This is a genomic window from uncultured Mucilaginibacter sp. (assembly GCF_937859865.1).
Classification (GTDB): Bacteria; Bacteroidota; Bacteroidia; order Sphingobacteriales; family Sphingobacteriaceae; genus Mucilaginibacter_A.
On record NZ_CALMAT010000006.1, the window covers coordinates 22,974 to 43,187 of the forward strand.

Here is a 20,214-nt window from a genome sequence, read left to right on the forward strand (position 1 = left end):
AAGCTAATTGCTGACAGCTAAAAGCTCCAAAACTATGTTTGTAATAAAAAGAGACGGCAAAACTGAAACCGTAAAATTTGATAAAATAACCGCACGGGTAGAAAAACTGTGCTACAGTTTAAACCCGGCATTGGTTGACCCAATTGATGTGGCCAAAAAAGTAATTGAAGGTTTGTATGATGGTGTAACCACATCCGAACTGGACAACTTGGCGGCAGAAACCGCGGCATCGTTAACCACTAAACATCCGGATTATGCGCTTTTGGCTTCCCGCATTGCGGTTTCCAATTTGCATAAAAATACGATGAAGTCCTTCTCCGGGACGATGCGGAAACTGCACGAATATGTGGACCGCAAAACTGGCAAAAATGCTTCTTTAATTGCAGATGATGTTTGGGAAGTGATCGAGCAAAACGCAGAACTGCTGGACAGCACGATTATTTACGACCGTGATTTTGGCTTTGATTACTTTGGATTTAAAACTTTAGAAAAATCATACCTGCTCAAAATTGAAGGACAAATTGTAGAGCGTCCGCAGCATTTGTTTATGCGTGTTGCAGTTGGCATCCACAAAAAGGATGTAGAAAGCGCGATCAAAACCTACCATTTAATGAGTGAGCGCTGGTTTACACATGCCACACCAACGTTGTTTAACGCCGGAACGCCAAAAGCGCAAATGTCGAGTTGCTTTTTGCTGACCATGAAAGACGACAGCATCGAAGGCATTTACGATACGCTGAAACAAACGGCCAAAATTTCGCAAAGTGCAGGCGGAATTGGTTTGAGCATCCATAATGTGCGTGCAACCGGTTCTTACATCAGCGGAACAAATGGAACGAGCAATGGAATTATTCCAATGTTAAAAGTTTTTAACGATACGGCCCGTTATGTTGATCAGGGCGGTGGCAAGCGCAAAGGTGCTTTTGCTGTTTATCTGGAGCCGTGGCACGCGGATATTTTTGATTTCTTAGACCTCCGCAAAAATCATGGTAAAGAAGAAATGCGCGCCCGCGATTTGTTTTATGCGCTTTGGGTTTGTGATTTATTTATGAAAAGGGTAGAAGCGGACGGCAACTGGAGTTTGTTCTGCCCGCATGAAGCACCAGGTTTAGCTGATTGCCACGGCGAAGAGTTTGAAGCTTTATATGAGCGTTACGAACGCGAAGGGCGCGCCCGCAAAACCATCAAAGCACAGGAACTTTGGTTTGCCATTTTGGATGCGCAAGTAGAAACAGGCACGCCATATTTGTTATATAAAGATGCAGCAAATAGCAAATCTAACCAGCAAAATTTAGGAACGATCAAAAGTTCTAATTTGTGTACCGAAATTATTGAGTACACGGCTGCGGATGAAGTTGCCGTTTGTAACCTGGCTTCGTTGGCTTTGCCGCGTTATGTGATTAACGGTCAGTTTGACCACGAAAAATTGTATGAAGTAACGTATCAGGTTACGCTGAACTTGAATACCGTTATTGATCAAAATTATTATCCGGTCATCGAAGCGCAGAATTCCAATTTGCGCCATCGTCCGGTTGGTTTGGGCGTACAAGGTTTGGCGGATGCTTTCATCAAATTGCGTTTGCCTTTTGAAAGTGCCGAAGCCCAAAAATTGAACAAAGAAATTTTTGAAACCATCTATTTTGCAGCGATGACGGCTTCAAAAGATCTGGCAGTACGAGACGGTGCTTACAAAAGTTTTAAAGGTTCGCCATTATCAAAAGGAAAATTTCAGTTTGATTTATGGAACGTGAAACCGGACAGCGGCCGTTGGAACTGGGAAGAATTGCGGGCCGAAGTGGTAAAACATGGCGTTCGTAACTCGTTATTGGTTGCGCCGATGCCGACTGCTTCTACTTCGCAAATTTTAGGCAACAACGAATGTTTCGAACCTTATACTTCCAACATTTATACGCGTCGTGTTTTGAGCGGAGAATTTGTGGTGGTGAATAAATTTTTGCTGCACGATCTGGTTGCTTTGGGTTTGTGGAACAGCAACATGAAGAACAAGATCATCGCGGCAAATGGTTCAATCCAGGATATTCCTGAAATCCCAGCACACATCAAAGAATTGTACAAAACCGTTTGGGAAATCAAGATGCGTACCATCATTGATATGGCTGCCGATCGTGGCGCTTACATTTGCCAGTCGCAATCTTTAAACCTGTTTGTCAACCAGCCAAATGCAGCCAAATTAACCTCGATGCACTTTTACGCTTGGAAAAAAGGTTTAAAAACCGGTATGTATTATTTACGCACACAAGCTGCTTCGCAAGCGGTTCAATTTACAGTAGAAAACCAGGGCGGAAAAAATATGGAAGCGGTTATCCCGGAACATATCAATCATCCGGCAGAAGAAATTCCGGCCGGGCCAAGCTGTTCGATGGAAGAAGGTTGCGTAACCTGTTCTGCATAAAAATCATCCGATAAAAGAAGCATTTTAAGTTGATGCTTCTTTTATCGGCATAAAAATTAAATAGTTAATGGAAAGTTATCAGTTTTATAAAAGTATATACGATCGAGAATTGTCAAGACGTAAAGATTTAGATGCTGATATCAATTTGCCTATTACAATTTTATCTGTTCTTTTTGCTGCAAACTCTTATTTAATAAAAGAAGGAAAATTTGATGATAAATATTGGACAGCTCATGTTGAATTTATACTGTTAACGGCCGTTTATATTAGTATAACGATAACAATAGTTTTCTTAATCAAATCTTATAATAATTTCTTTAAAGGATTTGCCTACAAAAATATGGGTTTAATGACGGAGGTTCGGAAGTATGAAGAACAGGTTGTGGAATACAATTTAAAAGTAGTTGAAAATAAGATAAGTTTTGAAGACGTTGTTATAAATAAAATAGTCAATTTTACTGACAACCATATTATTTTTAATGATGTTAGACATAGAGATATATACAAGGCAAAAACATCACTTGTAATTACTATGATAATTACAGCATTTAATTTTATTTTAGTAACTTTTAAGTACTTAGAATTATGAACGAAAATAATGAAAATGTTGAAACGGCCCCCGTGGTACTTCCAACACCTCCACCTGCACCTCAATTTCCAATTGACAGGATAGAACTTAATGATATACCAATTCCACGATTTCCTCCCGATAGAATTGAAAAAGGAGAAAAGTTAGCTGATTTTATTAAAAGTTCTAAATAAGACACCTTTTCTCTTATTTGTAAACCACAAACGTTCCTCTAAAAAGAGGAACGTTTGTGGTTTACGGCCATACTGTTTTTATCAACATAAAAACAGTATGCTTATATTTGCAGTGCTATCAATATGACCAAACACGAAATTATTGCCTGCGAGCGTTGCCAAAGCCGGATTGAATGTAAAGCCAATTCTTTCACCAAATGCCAGTGCAGCGAAGTGAAGTTAACCCATGATGAAATAGAACATATTGCAGAATCTTACGAAGGTTGCCTTTGTGCTGCATGTTTGTTAGAACTTCAGCAGGAATATCAAAAAAGTTTAAGTATAACGGTTTCTTAATCATCAATTGGAGCAAACAACCTGCTTGTTTTGGTGTACTTTATGTAGATTTGCTTGTATTTTTAGTAAGCAGGCATGACAGAAACCTGTCAATAAATACCTAAATTTGAACCTTTAAAGTAGTGCAATGAGATTTTTTGAAGAGAAAAGAAGAGAGGTGATGCGGCATATCGAAAAGTATATGCTGGAGAAAATGGACGAGTACTTAAAGCCGATTGACCAAATCTGGCAACCAAGCGACCTGCTTCCTGATTCTTCAAGGGATACTTTTTTTAGCGAGATAAAAGATTTACAGCAAAGCGCGCAGGGTTTATCGTACGATTTGATTGCCGTTTTGATTGGCGATACCATCACCGAAGAAGCTTTGCCGACCTACGAATCGTGGTTGATGATGGTGCAAGGTGTTTCAAGCAACGAAGAAGGCGGCTGGATGAAATGGACACGCCATTGGACGGCCGAGGAAAACCGCCACGGGGATTTGCTGAACAAATATTTATACCTATCGGGCCGCGTAAACATGCGGATGATGGAAGTATCAACCCAATATTTAATTGCCGATGGTTTTGATATCGGCACCGGCCATGATCCTTACCGCAACTTTATTTACACGTCTTTCCAGGAGTTAGCAACCAATGTTTCGCATCGTCGCGTAGCCAGCCAGGCAAAAAAGCACGGCGATACTTTGCTGTCGAAAATGTGCGGCGTAATTGCTTCCGATGAAGCGCGGCATGCAAAAGCTTACATCAATTTTATCGGTAAAATATTTGAGGTTGATGCCAACGAAGCGATGATTGCTTTTGAAGATATGATGAGGAAAAAAATCGTCATGCCGGCACATTTTTTACGCGAAATGGGCTTGATGGCAGGACAAACTTATGGCCATTTTACCGATGCGGCACAACGTTTAGGCATTTATACCGCAGTTGATTATGTGGAGATTATGAAGCAACTGCTGGTTGATTGGCAGATTGAAGGCCAGCGTGATTTAAACGAAGCCGGCGAAAAAGCACGCGACTACCTGCTAAAACTTCCAGACCGTTTGCTAAAGATTGCAGACCGGATGAAAAACCCCGGATTGGAATACAAGTTTAGCTGGATTAACGGATAAAATAACAGAAGCCTCTTTTACAGAGGCTTTTTTTATGCCGGTAAAAGAAGCATTAGAAATTGGTATCTTTGCCAAATCATGGGTACGGCAGAACTGGCTTTTAATTCGGGAGTAAGGACTTACAATAATTACGGTGCCTGGCTCCGTAAAAAATACAACGGGCAGCGCGTTTTTAAAGTAATTGTAGATGGCGGTTTTACCTGCCCAAACCGCGATGGTTCCAAAGGTTTTGGCGGATGCACGTATTGCAATGTTGATTCTTTTACGCCTTCCGTTTCCCGTTCTACGCCTTCTTTGCGCGAACAGGTCATCAAAGGAATGGAGCGCGCTCGAACCGGAAACCGAGCCGATAAATTCATCATTTATTTTCAACCCAACACCAACACTTATGCGCCGGTCCATTATTTAAAAATGATGTATGATGAAGCGTTAAGTATTGATCCGGAAAATATTGTCGGGTTGTCCGTCGGCACCCGTCCGGATTGTATTGATGCGGAGAAAGTGGCTTTGCTGGAAAGTTATACCGACCGTTTTGATGTGGATTTGGAAATGGGCATGGAATCCATTTACAACGATACGCTCGACCAAATTAACCGCGGCTGCAAACACGAAGAATTAGTTGCGGCGTTAGAACTCGTTAAAAATTCTAAGTTAGATATTTGTGTGCATACCATTTTTGGCTTCCCATGGGAAACTAAAGAAATGATGTTGAAATATGCCGATGAAATCAACCGTTTCCCGCAAATTAAATTTGTAAAATTTCACCATTTGCATATTGTAGAAGGTTCTATCATGGGCGTTAAATACAAACGTGAGCCTTTTCCTTTATTTAGTTTGGAAGATTATACGAACTTTTTATGTGAGCTTTTGCCCCTTGTTCGCCCGGATATTGTGATCCAACGGTTGTTCGGCTTATCAGATCTGGATTTGCTGATTGCACCGAATTGGAATTTAAAGAAATCGGAGATACAACATTATATTGATAAAACCATTCAGCAAAAAGGAGTTGTGCAAGGAAGTAGGTATGAAGAGGCAGCTATCAGCTCTTAGCTTTCGGCAATCAGCTTTTCTAAACTTCTTGCAATGCTTCTTTTATCGGTATAAATTTGCCTTTTAGCTTTTTGCCTTTCACCTCTTAGCTTTTATATTTTCCGAACAAGTCATCAATAGCTTTGGTGCGGTAAGCAAAAATCTTTTTAACTTCTTTGCCAACTAAAACCCGGTTTGCAACCTGACCAAGAATAGAGTAGGGAATGGCATAATCTAAAATATCGTGCATTTTTACACCTCCCGGAATTTCGGTAAAGTGATGTTGGTGGTGCCACAAAGCGTACGGGCCAAAAACCTGGTTATCTACAAAATATTTGTGTTCATCAACGTGGGTAATCTCTGTCATCCAGTTCATTTTGATGCCAAAAACCGGAGAAACATGATACGTGATAATCATACCGGGGTACATTTTGGTATCGACAGTATAGTTAGAAGTTACGGTAAACTTCATTTCTTTCGGCGTAATACGCGCCAAGTTTAGCGGAGACGAAAAAAAGTCCCAGGCATCAACTAAAGGGATTGGCAGTTTCTGCTCAAATTCTAAATGGTAAGTTTTCACAATTGTTCAACTCCAAAATCCCGAAAGTGTTTATGCTGTTTTTACTGCACCATTTTATTGGCGCAATACGAACTGGCAAAAGCTTCAGGCTTGGCTTTGAAAACAAAACCCATACTTAAAATATACCCCATCGCTTCGTGCAAAGCCTGGTTCGATTTAAACATCGGGTTGGTGTTGATGTCCGCGTGAACTTCTAAATCCACATCGTACAAATCCAGCAAATCACACAATTGGTAAGCAATATCAATGGATTTTTGTACTTCGTTTAGCATCCTTTCTTTGATGCCCATTTTTTGCGTGGTCCGTTCCTGGTGGATATACATAAAACCGCCGCGTTGTTCGCGCAAAAAAACGATGACGGTCGCAAAATCGGTAACGTTACCTTTCACCTGCGAATCTGTGCCGATGCAAACTTTAAGTTTGTTGCCCAGTTCGGTTTCCCGTTCAATGGTTTTTTCTACTTCTTCCAGTATCGGCAGTTCAATAATCTCGCCGCTAAATTTTCTCCAGGTCATAATCGTTTTTAGTTTTAGATCTGCAACCCTGAATGAGGTTTAACGAATTTACGGCTAATTAATTCATAAACCAATGATTTTAAAGTAATTAAATTGTTAACAAAAAGTGGGTTGTTAACAAGAGAAGGTTACTGGGCTATTGCTTTTTCTAATTGTTGAATAAGAACCGCCCTATTCATTGGATATCCTGCTTTTGATAATTCATACGATCCATCTTTTTTTATGACAACATATGTTGGATATCCTGTTCCTTTTACTTTATCCATAATATCCTTGTTCAATTTTTCATTAGCTAAAATGTGGGTGCCATCTAAATGAAAATAAGCAATTAGCTCTTTCCATTTTTCTTCGTTTTTCTGATCATAGTTTGCTATGTATAAATAATCTAAGCCTTTGTCTTTGAAATGCTCTTTTAAATATTTGTCATTTTTTTCCATCTCTTGCCTGCATGGCCCACACCATGTTCCCCACATATCCAGCAAAACAGTTTTCCCCTTTACTAACGCTAATACATCATTTAAGCTATTAAAATTTAAGCCGTTGTTATTAGCAAAAACCATAGTTTCGGTCAGCTTTTGGTGCTCCTGATTTATTTTAATTGCATTTACCGCAGGTTCATACCAACTTATGTAAGCACTTTCAGGGTATTTACTTTTGAAGTTTTCGAAAATAAGAACAATATTATTAGGGTTGGCTTCATATAAAGCCTCATCAATTACACAAGCATGTAAGTATTCAGCAGTTTTGCCTGTGAAAGTATTGTTAATAATTTTCTCTTTTAATAAGTTCTGATTGTCTTGGTTATACAATACAGCCCCAGTTTTAACATCAGTATTATACCATTTTTTGTAAAAGTCTTCTTGGTGTTCCGCACTTTCCTGCCATAATCTTTCTTTTTCACGTAACAAAAAATCTCGTATAAATGAAGTATAGTTAGAGGTAGTTAACGCACTGCTATTATCAATTTTAGAGATTTTAAAAATGCTGTCTTGTACATATTGCCATTTTTTAAAATTTCGTTTGTATGATTCACCGATTTGAAACTTATTGTTTTCTTTAAATGAAAAATAGGAATTAATAAAATAATAACTTGAGTTTAATTGATAAGCATTCAAAAAAGATACATCTGGTTTGTATAGCTTAACGTATTCCTTGATATTTTTTTTGTTAACAAATTCCCTGTTTTTAATAAAAGCAATTACACGGTTAGGTGTGGTATCTCCGTCAAATTTTTGTATGTCATCCTCTTGTATCAATGCCAATAAGGGTTGATTGTTATTACTTCCTTTACCCGTAACTGTAATACCATAATTAGGTTTTTTAAAATCAGCCTTCAAAGTAATACTATCTCCCGGAGACAAATATAATTGGTAATTAAGTGTACTACTTGTGTTCAAATTACTTGATCTACAATAGATATTTACAAATTTTGGTTCAGTAATCGGAAAAGTATATGATGCTGTGTTGTCTTTATCTAATGGGACTTCGAAAAAACTCTTTTTTAAATAATCTCGACCTATAGATAATTTAGGTATCCAAACACTAAATTTATTTAAGCTTGTATTTTTTAAATTTACTTTTAGCGTTGCTGTTTGTGCAAAGGAAACAGAAACAATAGTGATTGAATATAAAAGGGTTGTTAAAAGATTTTTCATATGAAAGAAAGTTTTAACTAATCTACACTAATTTATAATTTGTTGATCCTAACATTTTTTGATTTTTTTTAAGAACAGGTTTATAAACTCATGTTAAAGTTTTACTTAATAAAAGAAGCATCCTTAATTTGTGCATCAATAAGCGTATTGGTATCAATCAAAAATTCCGTTCCCATTCATTTCGGCTTTGATTGATATATGCCTGCATCTTTTCGCCTTCTTCTAAACTAAGTGTTCCAAAAAAATTGGAAGGTTTTTTTTGAGGTAAAATAGAAACTGTTGTTTTTTTTACTTCTTCATTAATATAAAAAAGTACGTGGACTTGTTTGCCCACGTAATCAACAGGCAACGATACAGTCATATCAAAGTTTGGTTTATCCGGAGTTACTATTGTTTGTATCATCTTGAATAATTAAGGTGAATATTTATAATCAGTGTTACTGATTTTTACCCGATAAAAGAAGCATCTATCTACCCAACCAACTTCTTGTACTTTATCCGTTTCGGTGCCACATCGCCCAAACGTTTCTTGCGGTTTTCTTCGTATTCAGAATAATTTCCTTCAAAAAAATAAACCTGCGAGTCTCCTTCAAAAGCCAGGATATGTGTGCAAACGCGGTCTAAAAACCAACGGTCGTGGGAAATGATAACCGCGCAACCGCCAAAATTATCCAACGCTTCTTCCAAAGCACGCAAGGTATTTACGTCAATGTCATTGGTCGGCTCATCCAGCAACAAAACGTTCGAACCTTTTTTCAGGTTGACGGCCAAATGCACACGGTTACGTTCGCCGCCAGAAAGCACGTTTATTTTTTTCTGCTGATCGGCACCGTTAAAATTAAATTTAGAAACATAAGCACGGGAATTGACCGGACGATTGCCCAGCAAAATTGTTTCCTGGCCGCCGGTAATGTTTTCCCAAACCGATTGATTTGGGTTGAGATCATCGTGCATTTGGTCAACATAACCTAAAGCAACCGTTTCGCCAACACGGAAAGTTCCGGCATCGGCTTCGTCTTGGCCAGTAATTAAACGGAACAACGTTGTTTTACCGGCACCGTTCGGGCCGATAATGCCCACAATTCCTGCAGGTGGAAGCGAAAAGCTGAGGTTATCAAACAAAATTTTATCACCAAAAGCTTTGGTTACGTTGCTGGCTTCGATCACCACATTGCCCAAACGCGGGCCGGGCGGAATAAACAATTCCAACCTTTCTTCGCGTTCTTTGGTTTCTTCGGAAGCTAATTTATCGTAATTGGCAATCCGTGCTTTGCCTTTGGCGTGTCGGCCTTTTGGTCCCATCCTTACCCATTCCAATTCGCGCTCCAGCGTTTTCTGGCGTTTACTTTCTGTTTTTTCTTCCTGTGCCAAACGTTTCGCTTTCTGGTCTAACCAGGATGAATAATTTCCTTTCCACGGAATGCCTTCACCACGGTCTAATTCTAAAATCCATCCGGCTACATTATCTAAGAAATAACGGTCATGCGTTACAGCAATCACTGTTCCTTTGTACTGTTTTAAGTGCTGTTCCAGCCAATCAATGGATTCGGCATCCAAATGGTTGGTCGGCTCGTCTAACAATAAAACATCAGGTTCCTGCAACAGTAAGCGGCATAAAGCCACCCGTCGGCGTTCCCCGCCTGACAATGTGGCAATCTTCGTATCCGGTTCCGGGCAGCGCAAAGCATCCATCGCACGCTCTAACTGCACATCCAATTCCCAGGCATTGCTGGCATCAATTTTATCCTGCAATTCGCCTTGCCGTGCCAGCAGTTTGTCCATCGCATCGGCATCTTCATAAACTTCGGGCAAACCAAATTTTTCGTTGATGTCTTCGTATTCCTGCAAAATCGCTTTTGTTGCCGCAACACCTTCTTCCACCACTTCTTTTACTGTTTTTGTGGCATCTAATTCCGGCTCCTGCGCCAAATAGCCAACCGTATAACCGGGAGAAAAAACCACATCGCCCTGGTAAGCCTTGTCCAAACCGGCAATGATTTTCAAAACCGAAGATTTCCCGGAACCATTTAAACCGATCACACCAATTTTTGCCCCATAAAAGAAGCTCAGGTAAATATTCTTTAAAACCTGTTTTTGCGGCGGATAAACCTTGTTTACGCCCGCCATTGAAAATATAATTTTTTCGTCTGCCATTATTTCTGCTTTAAAAATTTTACATGGCTAAATTAGTCAGAAAGCAGTAAAAATGGGTACATTAGATTATTGTTGCAACGAAAGTTATTTAATGGCGTAATTGTTGATAAATTTATACCAGAAAATGCTGTTTGTTGGTAAATAAAAATTTATTTATAGATTAGTACTTTCCCTTTATTTGAAAGATATATTATGGAAGCAAAATTTTCGCCCCGTGTAAAAGATGTTATTTCGTATAGCAGAGAGGAGGCATTGCGTCTCGGGCATGATTATATAGGAACAGAGCACTTGTTACTGGGTTTAATTCGCGACGGTGATGGCGTTGCGATAAAATTATTAAAAGGGCTGCATGTAGATGTGGCACGTTTAAGGCGTGCTGTAGAAGATGCAGTGAAAGGGACAACAGGAACTACCGTAAATATCGGCAGCATTCCGTTAACCAAACAGGCAGAAAAAGTATTGAAAATCACTTACTTAGAAGCAAAAATTTTCAAAAGTGATTTGATTGGAACCGAACATCTTTTACTATCTATTTTAAGGGATGAGGACAATATTGCATCGCAAATTTTAGCACAGTTTAACGTGAATTACGAAGTGTTTAAAGCGGAAGTAGAATCCGGCAAACATGATGTTACCGATGAATTGCCAGGATCTTCAACCGGCGGAGACGACGATTTCCGTGATGAAGAATCATTTAGCCAACCAAAAAAAGTGTCAGACATTAAATCAAAAACACCAGTTTTAGATAATTTCGGCCGCGATTTAACCAAAGCAGCCGAAGATGGAAAGTTGGATCCAATTGTTGGCCGCGAGAAAGAAATCGAGCGTGTATCGCAGATTTTATCCCGTAGAAAGAAAAATAACCCGATTTTAATTGGCGAACCGGGTGTTGGTAAATCAGCCATTGCCGAAGGTTTGGCATTGCGGATTGTACAGCGTAAAGTATCACGTGTACTGTTTAACAAACGCGTGGTTACTTTGGATCTGGCTTCTCTAGTTGCTGGAACAAAATACCGCGGACAATTTGAAGAGCGGATGAAAGCCGTGATGAACGAGCTGGAAAAATCTCCTGATGTGATTTTGTTTATTGATGAAATTCATACCATTGTTGGTGCTGGCGGTGCTTCTGGTTCGCTGGATGCTTCCAACATGTTTAAACCGGCTTTGGCCCGCGGAGAAATCCAGTGCATTGGTGCTACAACTTTAGATGAGTACCGCCAGTACATTGAAAAAGATGGTGCTTTAGACCGCCGTTTCCAAAAAGTGATGGTTGAGCCGGCAACTCCGGATGAGACGATTGAAATCCTGACCCGAATTAAAGATAAATATGAAGAGCATCACGGTGTAACTTATACTCAGGAAGCGATTGAAGCTTGCGTTTCTTTAACTTCCCGTTACATTACCGATCGTTTTTTGCCGGATAAAGCGATTGATGCTTTAGATGAGTCAGGTTCTCGTGTTCACTTAACCAATATCCACGTTCCGCAGAATATTTTGGATATTGAACAAAAGATCGAGCAGATTAAGCTGGAAAAAAACAAAGTTGTGCGTAGCCAGAAATACGAAGAAGCTGCGAAATTGCGTGATACCGAAAAGCATTTGCTGGAAGAATTAGAACAAGCTAAATCAGCTTGGGAAGCAGAAACTAAAGCAAAACGCTATACCGTAACAGAAGATAATGTTGCAGAAGTTGTTTCAATGATGACTGGAATTCCGGTTCAACGCGTTGGACAGGCCGACAGTCAGAAACTGCTAAACATGGCGGATAAGATTAGTGATAAAATCATTGGCCAATCTGATGCAATCAAGAAGTTGACTAAAGCGATCCAACGGACACGTGCCGGATTGAAAGACCCGAAGAAACCAATCGGTTCATTTATTTTCTTAGGCCCAACAGGTGTTGGTAAAACGGAATTGGCAAAAGAACTGGCTCGTTTCATGTTTGATACTGAAGATTCCTTAATTCAGATTGACATGAGCGAATACATGGAGAAATTCGCCGTTTCCCGTTTAGTTGGAGCGCCTCCCGGATATGTGGGTTATGAAGAAGGCGGACAATTGACCGAAAAAGTACGCCGTAAACCATATTCTGTAATTTTGCTGGACGAGATCGAAAAAGCGCACCCAGATGTGTTCAATATTCTATTGCAGGTTTTGGATGAAGGGCAATTAACCGATTCTTTAGGTCGTAAAGTGGATTTCAGAAATGCCATTGTCATTATGACTTCAAACATCGGTGCACGCCAGTTAAAAGATTTTGGCCAGGGCGTTGGTTTCACCACTGCTGCTAAAACAGATCAGGCTGATGCACACTCCAGAGGCGTGATTGAAAATGCTTTAAAACGTGCTTTTGCGCCAGAGTTTTTAAACCGTATTGATGATGTGATCGTGTTTAACAGTTTGGGTAAAGATGAAATTTTCAAAATTATTGATATTGAACTGACTGCTTTGTTTGATCGTGTTCATAGTTTAGGTTTTGATGTGAAGTTAACACTTGCTGCCAAAGAGTTTATTGCCGAGAAAGGTTATGATTCGCAATTTGGTGCCCGTCCGCTGAAAAGGGCGATCCAAAAATATTTAGAAGACCCAATTGCAGAAGAAATCCTGAAAGGCGAGCTGGCTGAAGGTACGTTGATGGAAGTTGATTTCGACACAGAAACCAAACAAATCACCATCAATGCAAAAGCTGCAGAAAGCGATAAAACACCTGAACAAGAACAAACAGGTGAGTAAATAAAAATTAGTTTCTAAACAGAAAGTCCCGATAGTTTTGCTACCGGGACTTTTTTATGTTACCAATTTTTAGGTGGTAAAAGAAGCACTACTGTTTTTCCATCTGATTAATCACCGGTTGCGTTACGCCAACATTAGAAAATCCGCCGTCATGGAAAAGGTTTTGCATGGTTACCATTTTGGTCAAATCAGAAAAAAGTGTTACGGTATAATCCGCACATTGGTCTGCATCTGCATTTCCCAGCGGCGACATTTTTTCAGCAAAATCAATAAAACCATTAAAACCTTTGATACCGCCGCCAGCAGTGGTGCGGGTTGGAGACTGGCTGATGGTATTGATGCGAACGTGTTTTTTAACACCATATTGATAGCCAAAGTTGCGTGCAATACTTTCCAGCATCGCTTTGGTATCAGCCATTTCATCGTAACCAGGGAAAATCCGCTGAGCGGCAATGTAAGTTAGCGCAACCACAGAACCCCATTCGTTAATCATATCCTGTTTCATGGCAACCTGCAAAATGCGGTGCAACGACATGGCCGAAATATCAATCGTTTTGTGCATAAAATCATAATTGGAGTTGGTGTACGGAATGTTTTTTCGAACATTCAAACTCATTCCGATAGAATGCAAAATGAAATCTACGCCACTACCAAAATGCTCTTTGGTGCCTTCAAATAAGTTTTCTATATCCGCAGTAATGGTAACATCGGCAGGGATAACCGGCGCATCGCAAGCTTCGGCCAGTTTATTTATTTCGCCCATACGCAAAGCAATCGGTGCGTTTGTGAGTACAATTTGTGCGCCTTCTTCCACGCAACGCAATGCAGTTTTCCAGGCGATTGATTTTTCATCTAAAGCACCGAAAATAATGCCTTTTTTACCTTGTAATAAATTATAAGCCATTTGATTTTTGTTTAGCGCCTAAAAATAGAATTATTTATCGGTTAGTTTAAAGTACATTTAAATCCTGTTGAAATTTATGCAACAAAAAATATTAATGCTTCTTTTATGCCCATAAATTCTGTATTGGTTATTACATTAATACAGAAACCACAAAAAAGGCAATGATTTTTATGTGGTAAAAGAAGCATTCTTATATTTGAACAAAATTTAAGCAGGCTTTTAATTCCTGCTTTAACTATTCAACAATTCCCTTGCATTTTGCAGTGCACTTTCGCCGGGTTTGCTGCCGCTTAACATTTTGGCAACTTCCAGCACACGTTCTTCTTCAGTAAGTTTTTTGATTTTTGTGGAAGGAATTTTGCCCGTATCATTTTTATAAACCAAATAATGAGAATGGCCTTTGCTGGCAATTTGCGGCAGGTGCGTAATCGTAACAACTTGCAAAAATTTCGACAATTGTTCCATTACCAAACCAACTTTGTTGGCCACTTCACCCGAAACGCCGGTATCAATCTCATCAAAAATAATAGTTGGCAAAGCCGTGTAACGTGAAATTAAAGATTTGATACTCAACATCACCCGCGAAAGTTCTCCGCCCGAAGCAACTTTGCTCATCTCTGCCAGTTTGTGGCCTTTATTGGCCGAGAACAAAAAGCGGATGTGGTCAATCCCGTTTTTATCAAATGCTTCTTTTACCGCTATATTATTCTCAATTTTTAAAACCGCCTGGCCCATATCTACATCGGCCAGCGTTTTTAAAATTTGTTTTTCGATCTCCGGAATGGCTTTTTGCCGGTTTTTGGATAAAGCCAAAGCCATATTTTGCAGTTCTGTTTTTTGTTTTTCGAGTTGTTTTTGCAGGTTTTCTATTGAATCATCGCCGGATTGGATTTTGTTTAAACGGTCGGATAAATCTTCCTGAATTTTCAACAATTCCGAATTGCTGCTCACGCGATGCTTCTTTTGCAGGCTAAAAATTAGTGCCAACCGATCGCTGATTTGCGTTGTTCGCACTTCATCAACTTGTGTTGCTTGTTCTAAATCTTCAATTTCGGCAACTATATCTTTCAGTTCTATGTTGATGCTGGTCAGTCGCTGCACCAATTCGCCAACTTTCGGGTTAAACTTTTCCAGCGAGTTTAACAATTGCAACGATTCTTTAAACTGGTTTAAAGCCGCCGTTTCGCTTTCCTGCAATAAATAAGTAGTATTTAATAAGTTTCGTTTGATCTCTTCGGCGTTGTTCAGCGCATACAATTCCTGCTCCAAAGTTTCCTGTTCGTCTTCTACCAAACTGGCTTTTTCCAGTTCATCAAACTGAAACTGCAAATAATCTTCCTCGCTTTTTGCCTTTTCATTCTCCGCAATTAATTGTTGTAATTGGGTTGCTGATTTTTTATAGGTAAAAAAAGCATTGCGGTATTGCTCCAACAATTCGGAATGATTGGTAATCGAATCCACAACCAACAATTGAAAATTAGAATCGTTAATCTCGGCAGTGGCATGTTGCGAATGGATGTCAATCAGCTTTTCGCCCAACTGTTTTAATGAAGCCAGGTTAACCGGCGTATCGTTTACAAAAGCGCGCGATTTTCCGTCTGAATTTATTTCGCGGCGCAAAACGGTTTCAGCTTCATAATCCAAATCGTTTTCTTCGAAATATTTTTTAAGATGGAAGCCGTCAATCCGGAACAAACCTTCGATCACACACTTTTTTTGCTGGTTAAAGAAGTATTTGCTTTCCGTCCGCTGGCCTAAAATCAGCGAAAGCGCACCCAAAATAATAGATTTTCCGGCACCGGTTTCGCCCGTCATGATGTTTAAACCGGCATCAAACGCAATATCCAGATTATCAATCAGCGCATAATTGTTAATCGTTAACCTACTCAGCATAGTTTATTTTTATAGAAAACAAATTTACGCATTCGGCTGCAATGTGGCTAAAAAGATTAGTTTCTTAACAAAACCTGGTATTTGTTTCCGTTTGCCGGGTCAACTTTGCTTAATGCTTGGTAAGCCTGCTCCCTTTCCTGCGGCGTGGCTTTGGTTAAAACCTGCAGCAGTTCATCACTTTTTGCTGTAAAAAACACCTGCGGCAAAAAAGCGCCGGTACGCTGGCGGTCAATATCGGCAATGGAAGGAAGCGCGGCGGTGATGGCTTTTAAACCCTGGTCGGCATTGGAAGCCATCACATCCAAACCCAAACGATGGTACGTGTAGCTGAAATCCCGCAGGTTTGTATAAGCATTGTTGCCTAAGTTTTCGGCAAGCCAATAACGGTTGTGGTTGCTGTCGAAAGCTTTCCAGCCTTTGTAGGAAGAAGTTTGGGCAGAATTGACAATGCTTTGGGCGTGTTCAAAATAAGGCGTTCCGCTGCGTTGGGCAAAAGAATCGTAATCCAAGCCAACAATCATATAAGCATAAAAAGCAAAAAACGAACTGAGGTTATTTTGAAAAAGCTGGTCGTTAAAATCAATGATCTGACCTTCAGTATAAGTAAAATCGAAATCTTTATCATTGATGTTCAACAGAGTAGAATTATAGTTGGAGCCGAAAATTGGCCGGCTGGACTGCACTTGAACTTCGGCGCTAAACGCACTTGCGTTGTCCCATTGCGTTATGTTGATTACGAAGTTGCAATCAATCCTTTCCTGCGGCGTAATTTGGTCTGCGCTCCACTTCCTGCCGTTCAAAAAATCTTTGATTGCAGTTTCTAAAGCTACAAAAACCCTTCGATTGGTGGTTTGGATTTTGGGCGAAAGCACTTGTACGCGGGCATTTAAATCCTGTGCACAAGAAAAATTGTATGATAAAAACAGTATCAGAATAAAACTTATGAATTTCATTTATTGAGTAATTGAATAATTTTTTGGCAAATATCAACAGCAACTTCGGTTTTGGTTTTCAGCCCGATTTCGGTTTTTTGCAGATGTTTATCAATCATAGTTACTTTGTTGGTATCGGTTTTAAAACCTGCACCGATATCAGCAAGCGAGTTTAAAACGATCAGATCCAAATTTTTTTTCTGCAATTTATCCAAAGCATAACGTTCGCCGTCGTTGGTTTCTAAAGCAAACCCGATTAAAATTTGGTCATGCTTCTTTTGTGCACCTAAAGTTTGCAAGATGTCAACGGTTGGTTTTAGTTCGATGGTTAAGTTTTGGTACTGCTTTTTCATCTTTTGATTGGCTACAATTTTCGGCGTAAAATCAGCAACGGCAGCATTCATCACACAAATACGTGAACCGGGAAAATAAGTTAGGCATTGCTGCAGCATTTCCTCCGCAGAAGTGATGTTGATGCGCTTCACGTTTTTGTTCTGCGTTTCCTGATTGGAAGGGCCGGCAATCAGCGTAACTTCGGCGCCTAAATTGGCCAGTTCATCTGCTAATTTAAAACCCATTTTTCCGGAAGAATGATTGGCAATAAAACGGACAGGATCAATCGCTTCAAACGTTGGCCCGGCCGTAACTAACGCTTTTTTGCCTGCTAAAAGAAGCATTTTGCCAAATGATTGGTTTAAAAATTCGACAATTTCTTTCGGTTCTGCCAATCTTCCTTCGCCAACCAAACCGCTGGCCAGTTCGCCATATGCTGGTTTTATTAAAATGTTTTTATAAGAAATTAACTTCTGAATGTTATTTTGGGTGGAAGGATGTTTCCACATATCCAGATCCATCGCTGGCGCAAAATAAACCGGGCATTTGGCAGAAAGGTAAACAGCAGTAAGCAAATTATCGCACAACCCATTCGCCATTTTTGCGATCGTATTGGCAGAAGTAGGCGCGATTAGCATCAAATCTGCCCACAAACCCAATTGCACATGGTTGTTCCACTCGCCGGTTTCGGTTTTATAATACTGAACTAAAACCGGATTTTTTGAAAGCGTAGCAAGTGTAAGCGGCGTGATAAAGTTGGTTGCTTCCGGCGTCATGATTACTTGTACCGTTGCGCCAGCTTCTGCCAACAAACGAATTAAAGGAGCAGATTTATAACTTGCAATACTGCCGCAAACGCCCAGCAGGATTTTTTTACCGTTCAGCATTTTCAAAAGTAAGAGCCTGTTTAAGTTTATACAAGTAAAAATGTTAATGCTTCTTTTACCCTATAAAAATTGGTGCCTGCATAGCTTAAACAATCCAAAAACTTAGGTGCCCATCAATTTTTTAGTGATAAAAGAAGCATAGAAACCTTAATAAGTAAAATTTAAACAGGCTTTAAGTTTTTCGATTATAAAAAAAGCCTTCCTGTTTGTGGGAAGGCTTTGGATAGGTTTGTTAAAACTATTGTTCTTTGGATGGGTTACGGTAATAAATTTTGCCTTCCAAAAATTCCTGAACGGCAATTAAAGAAGGTTTTGGCATTTTTTCGTAATGCTTGCTAATTTCGATTTGCTCGCGGTTTTCAAAAACTTCTTCCAGGTTATCGTTGGATTGGGTAAATTCAGACAATTTCTGGCCCAGTTCTTCTTTGATATTGTTAGAAATTTGGTTTGCCCTTTTAGACATTACCACAATAGATTCATATATATTATCGGTTGATTTGTCCAGGTCGCGCAAATCGCGTGTTACCGTGGTGCTTGCCAAAACGGGTTTTGTATTGCTCATCTTATTTTATGGGGTTTTAATATCTTGTGTTGCTTGTGTTTGTTTACTTTTTTCCTGCTCAACCTGTTTTTTAAAGGCTTTTTGCTCGTTATCCATATTGGCCAAATACTTCTTAACGTTCTGGATACTGTTTTGGCACTGGCGGCTTAACGCTTCTGCCTGTTTTAAATATTGGCTTGAGGGATACTTCTCTTTAAATTCATTAAAAGCGTCAATGGCTTCCTGGAAGCGTTCTTCCTGTTTGGTTTCCAAGCTGTTTTTAGCATACATATATTGTGCTTGTATGGTTAAAAACTCCATTTCTTCGGCGTACTTTGTGTCCGGGAAATCGCGCATCGAATTTCTAAACGCAATAACTGCCGACTTATAGTCGCCAATAGTTAAATACAATTTTGCGTTTTCGTAAGATTTCACTTCCAAACGGTCGCGCAGGTTTTGGATCAATTTGCTGGCTTCCGCAACCCGCGTACTTTTAGGGTACAAGTTGATAAACAATTGTAGCTTATCAATAGATTGTAAAGTATTGGTTTGGTCTAAAGTTGCATTTGGCGCTTCCAGATAAGCACAATAAGCCGACATATAACGGCATTCTTCCGCCCGCGAACTGTTTGGATAAGTATCAGCGAAGTTTTTAAAATGATATCCAGCCGAAGTGTAATCCTTTAAAAAATAATTTGCGTAAGCGTAATTGAAAAACAAAAGTTCTGCTTCTTCGCGGCCTCGGTAGCGTTGTATCAAATCGTCAAACAAAGCCAAAGCGCGCGAGTAATCCTTTTTATTATAGTATTTTATACCTTCCTGGTATTTTTTCTGATAATCGTTACTGGCTTTTAGTTTCTCAAATTTGCTTTTACAACTGAATAAACCAACGGATATGATAAGGAGGAAGCCAAATAATGAAATCGAACTGCACTTTTTAAACATTCTGCAAAGATAAGTTAATATTATAGATCAATCAATGAATTTGCAATCAATGTTACAGCGAAAATTTCGAGGGATCAAAAAATTAACATATATTAACGGTACTATTAAATTTGGCTGTTTAGCCGGAAGCATTCATTATATATAAGCTTGTTTAAATGGCGGTCTCTAAACTGATAATACTTCTTTTATGCCTATAAATTTTGTTCGCGGATATTATATCAGCACAAACAGGACTATAAAACCACTTATTTTTATGTGATAAAAGAAGTATAGAAAACAAGTTGAACAAAAATTTAGACAAGTATATAGTTATGAATATTGTATATGATGCATTAATGGAATGCTTCTTTTAGCGAACAAAAGTTTAAGGGAATAATATTAAAATTCAAAACCAGCTTACAACAACTAATTAATTGTACTGATAAAAGAGTTTCGTTTCCTTTTTTCTTTTTCAGTTTCAATGTTTTAGGTGAATGGGCTTGGAAATAGTGAAT

18 protein-coding genes are annotated in these 20,214 nt (G+C 39.3%); 7 read left to right on the plus strand and 11 right to left on the minus strand.

Going from position 1 to position 20,214, the window contains the following annotated elements:
- Positions 1-34: 34 nt before the first annotated feature.
- The 6 genes from Q0192_RS00785 to Q0192_RS00810 all read left to right on the plus strand — a co-directional run bounded on the left by Q0192_RS00785 (position 35) and on the right by Q0192_RS00810 (position 5,669).
- Positions 35-2,413, plus strand: a complete 2,379-nt coding sequence (locus Q0192_RS00785; protein ID WP_299284608.1) for a ribonucleoside-diphosphate reductase subunit alpha — start codon at positions 35-37, stop codon at positions 2,411-2,413.
- 67 nt (positions 2,414-2,480) lie between these two features.
- A complete protein-coding gene (locus Q0192_RS00790) occupies positions 2,481-3,002 on the plus strand; it encodes a hypothetical protein (protein ID WP_299284611.1) in 522 nt (173 codons plus the stop codon).
- On the plus strand, positions 2,999-3,175 hold the full coding sequence (locus Q0192_RS00795; RefSeq protein WP_299284614.1) for a hypothetical protein: 177 nt from the start codon (positions 2,999-3,001) through the stop codon (positions 3,173-3,175). Before Q0192_RS00790 ends, Q0192_RS00795 begins: the two co-directional genes overlap by 4 nt.
- Before the next feature lie 123 nt (positions 3,176-3,298).
- A complete protein-coding gene (locus Q0192_RS00800) occupies positions 3,299-3,511 on the plus strand; it encodes a cysteine-rich CWC family protein (protein WP_299284617.1) in 213 nt (70 codons plus the stop codon).
- A gap of 127 nt (positions 3,512-3,638) precedes the next feature.
- Positions 3,639-4,619 (plus strand): acyl-ACP desaturase, encoded by a 981-nt coding sequence (locus Q0192_RS00805; protein ID WP_299284620.1) that lies wholly within the window; start codon positions 3,639-3,641, stop codon positions 4,617-4,619.
- Between the two features lie 78 nt (positions 4,620-4,697).
- A complete protein-coding gene (locus Q0192_RS00810; RefSeq protein ID WP_299284623.1) occupies positions 4,698-5,669 on the plus strand; it encodes a TIGR01212 family radical SAM protein in 972 nt (323 codons plus the stop codon).
- An 85-nt stretch (positions 5,670-5,754) separates the two neighbouring features.
- Here the strand turns inward: Q0192_RS00810 and Q0192_RS00815 are convergent, their stop codons facing one another.
- The 5 genes from Q0192_RS00815 to ettA all read right to left on the minus strand — a co-directional run bounded on the left by Q0192_RS00815 (position 5,755) and on the right by ettA (position 10,552).
- Complete coding sequence (locus Q0192_RS00815) at positions 5,755-6,228, minus strand: SRPBCC family protein (protein ID WP_299284626.1); 474 nt, start codon at positions 6,226-6,228, stop codon at positions 5,755-5,757.
- Between the two features lie 41 nt (positions 6,229-6,269).
- Positions 6,270-6,743 (minus strand): ribonuclease H-like YkuK family protein, encoded by a 474-nt coding sequence (locus Q0192_RS00820; RefSeq protein WP_299284629.1) that lies wholly within the window; start codon positions 6,741-6,743, stop codon positions 6,270-6,272.
- 128 nt (positions 6,744-6,871) lie between these two features.
- Complete coding sequence (locus tag Q0192_RS00825) at positions 6,872-8,398, minus strand: TlpA disulfide reductase family protein (protein ID WP_299284632.1); 1,527 nt, start codon at positions 8,396-8,398, stop codon at positions 6,872-6,874.
- A 157-nt stretch (positions 8,399-8,555) separates the two neighbouring features.
- On the minus strand, positions 8,556-8,801 hold the full coding sequence (locus Q0192_RS00830) for a hypothetical protein (protein ID WP_299284635.1): 246 nt from the start codon (positions 8,799-8,801) through the stop codon (positions 8,556-8,558).
- A 68-nt stretch (positions 8,802-8,869) separates the two neighbouring features.
- A complete protein-coding gene (gene ettA / locus Q0192_RS00835) occupies positions 8,870-10,552 on the minus strand; it encodes an energy-dependent translational throttle protein EttA (RefSeq protein WP_299284637.1) in 1,683 nt (560 codons plus the stop codon).
- A gap of 192 nt (positions 10,553-10,744) precedes the next feature.
- Between ettA and Q0192_RS00840 the strand changes: the two genes are divergently transcribed.
- Entirely contained in the window at positions 10,745-13,285 is a 2,541-nt protein-coding gene (locus tag Q0192_RS00840; protein WP_299284640.1) for an ATP-dependent Clp protease ATP-binding subunit, read from the plus strand.
- Between the two features lie 88 nt (positions 13,286-13,373).
- Here Q0192_RS00840 and Q0192_RS00845 read toward each other — a convergent pair whose 3' ends face one another.
- The 6 genes from Q0192_RS00845 to bamD all read right to left on the minus strand — a co-directional run bounded on the left by Q0192_RS00845 (position 13,374) and on the right by bamD (position 19,720).
- A complete protein-coding gene (locus Q0192_RS00845; RefSeq protein WP_299284643.1) occupies positions 13,374-14,189 on the minus strand; it encodes an SDR family oxidoreductase in 816 nt (271 codons plus the stop codon).
- A gap of 231 nt (positions 14,190-14,420) precedes the next feature.
- Positions 14,421-16,082 (minus strand): DNA repair protein RecN, encoded by a 1,662-nt coding sequence (recN, locus tag Q0192_RS00850; protein WP_299284646.1) that lies wholly within the window; start codon positions 16,080-16,082, stop codon positions 14,421-14,423.
- A gap of 56 nt (positions 16,083-16,138) precedes the next feature.
- Positions 16,139-17,035 carry a DUF4835 family protein gene (locus tag Q0192_RS00855; protein ID WP_299284650.1) on the minus strand — a complete coding sequence of 299 codons (897 nt, stop codon included), beginning with the start codon at positions 17,033-17,035 and terminating at the stop codon, positions 16,139-16,141.
- Positions 17,032-18,234 (minus strand): bifunctional phosphopantothenoylcysteine decarboxylase/phosphopantothenate--cysteine ligase CoaBC, encoded by a 1,203-nt coding sequence (coaBC, locus tag Q0192_RS00860; protein ID WP_299284652.1) that lies wholly within the window; start codon positions 18,232-18,234, stop codon positions 17,032-17,034. Before coaBC ends, Q0192_RS00855 begins: the two co-directional genes overlap by 4 nt.
- A gap of 238 nt (positions 18,235-18,472) precedes the next feature.
- On the minus strand, positions 18,473-18,796 hold the full coding sequence (locus Q0192_RS00865) for a DNA-directed RNA polymerase subunit omega (RefSeq protein WP_299284655.1): 324 nt from the start codon (positions 18,794-18,796) through the stop codon (positions 18,473-18,475).
- Between the two features lie 6 nt (positions 18,797-18,802).
- Positions 18,803-19,720, minus strand: coding sequence for an outer membrane protein assembly factor BamD (bamD, locus tag Q0192_RS00870; RefSeq protein ID WP_299284658.1), 918 nt, complete (start codon positions 19,718-19,720; stop codon positions 18,803-18,805).
- Positions 19,721-20,214: the final 494 nt, after the last annotated feature.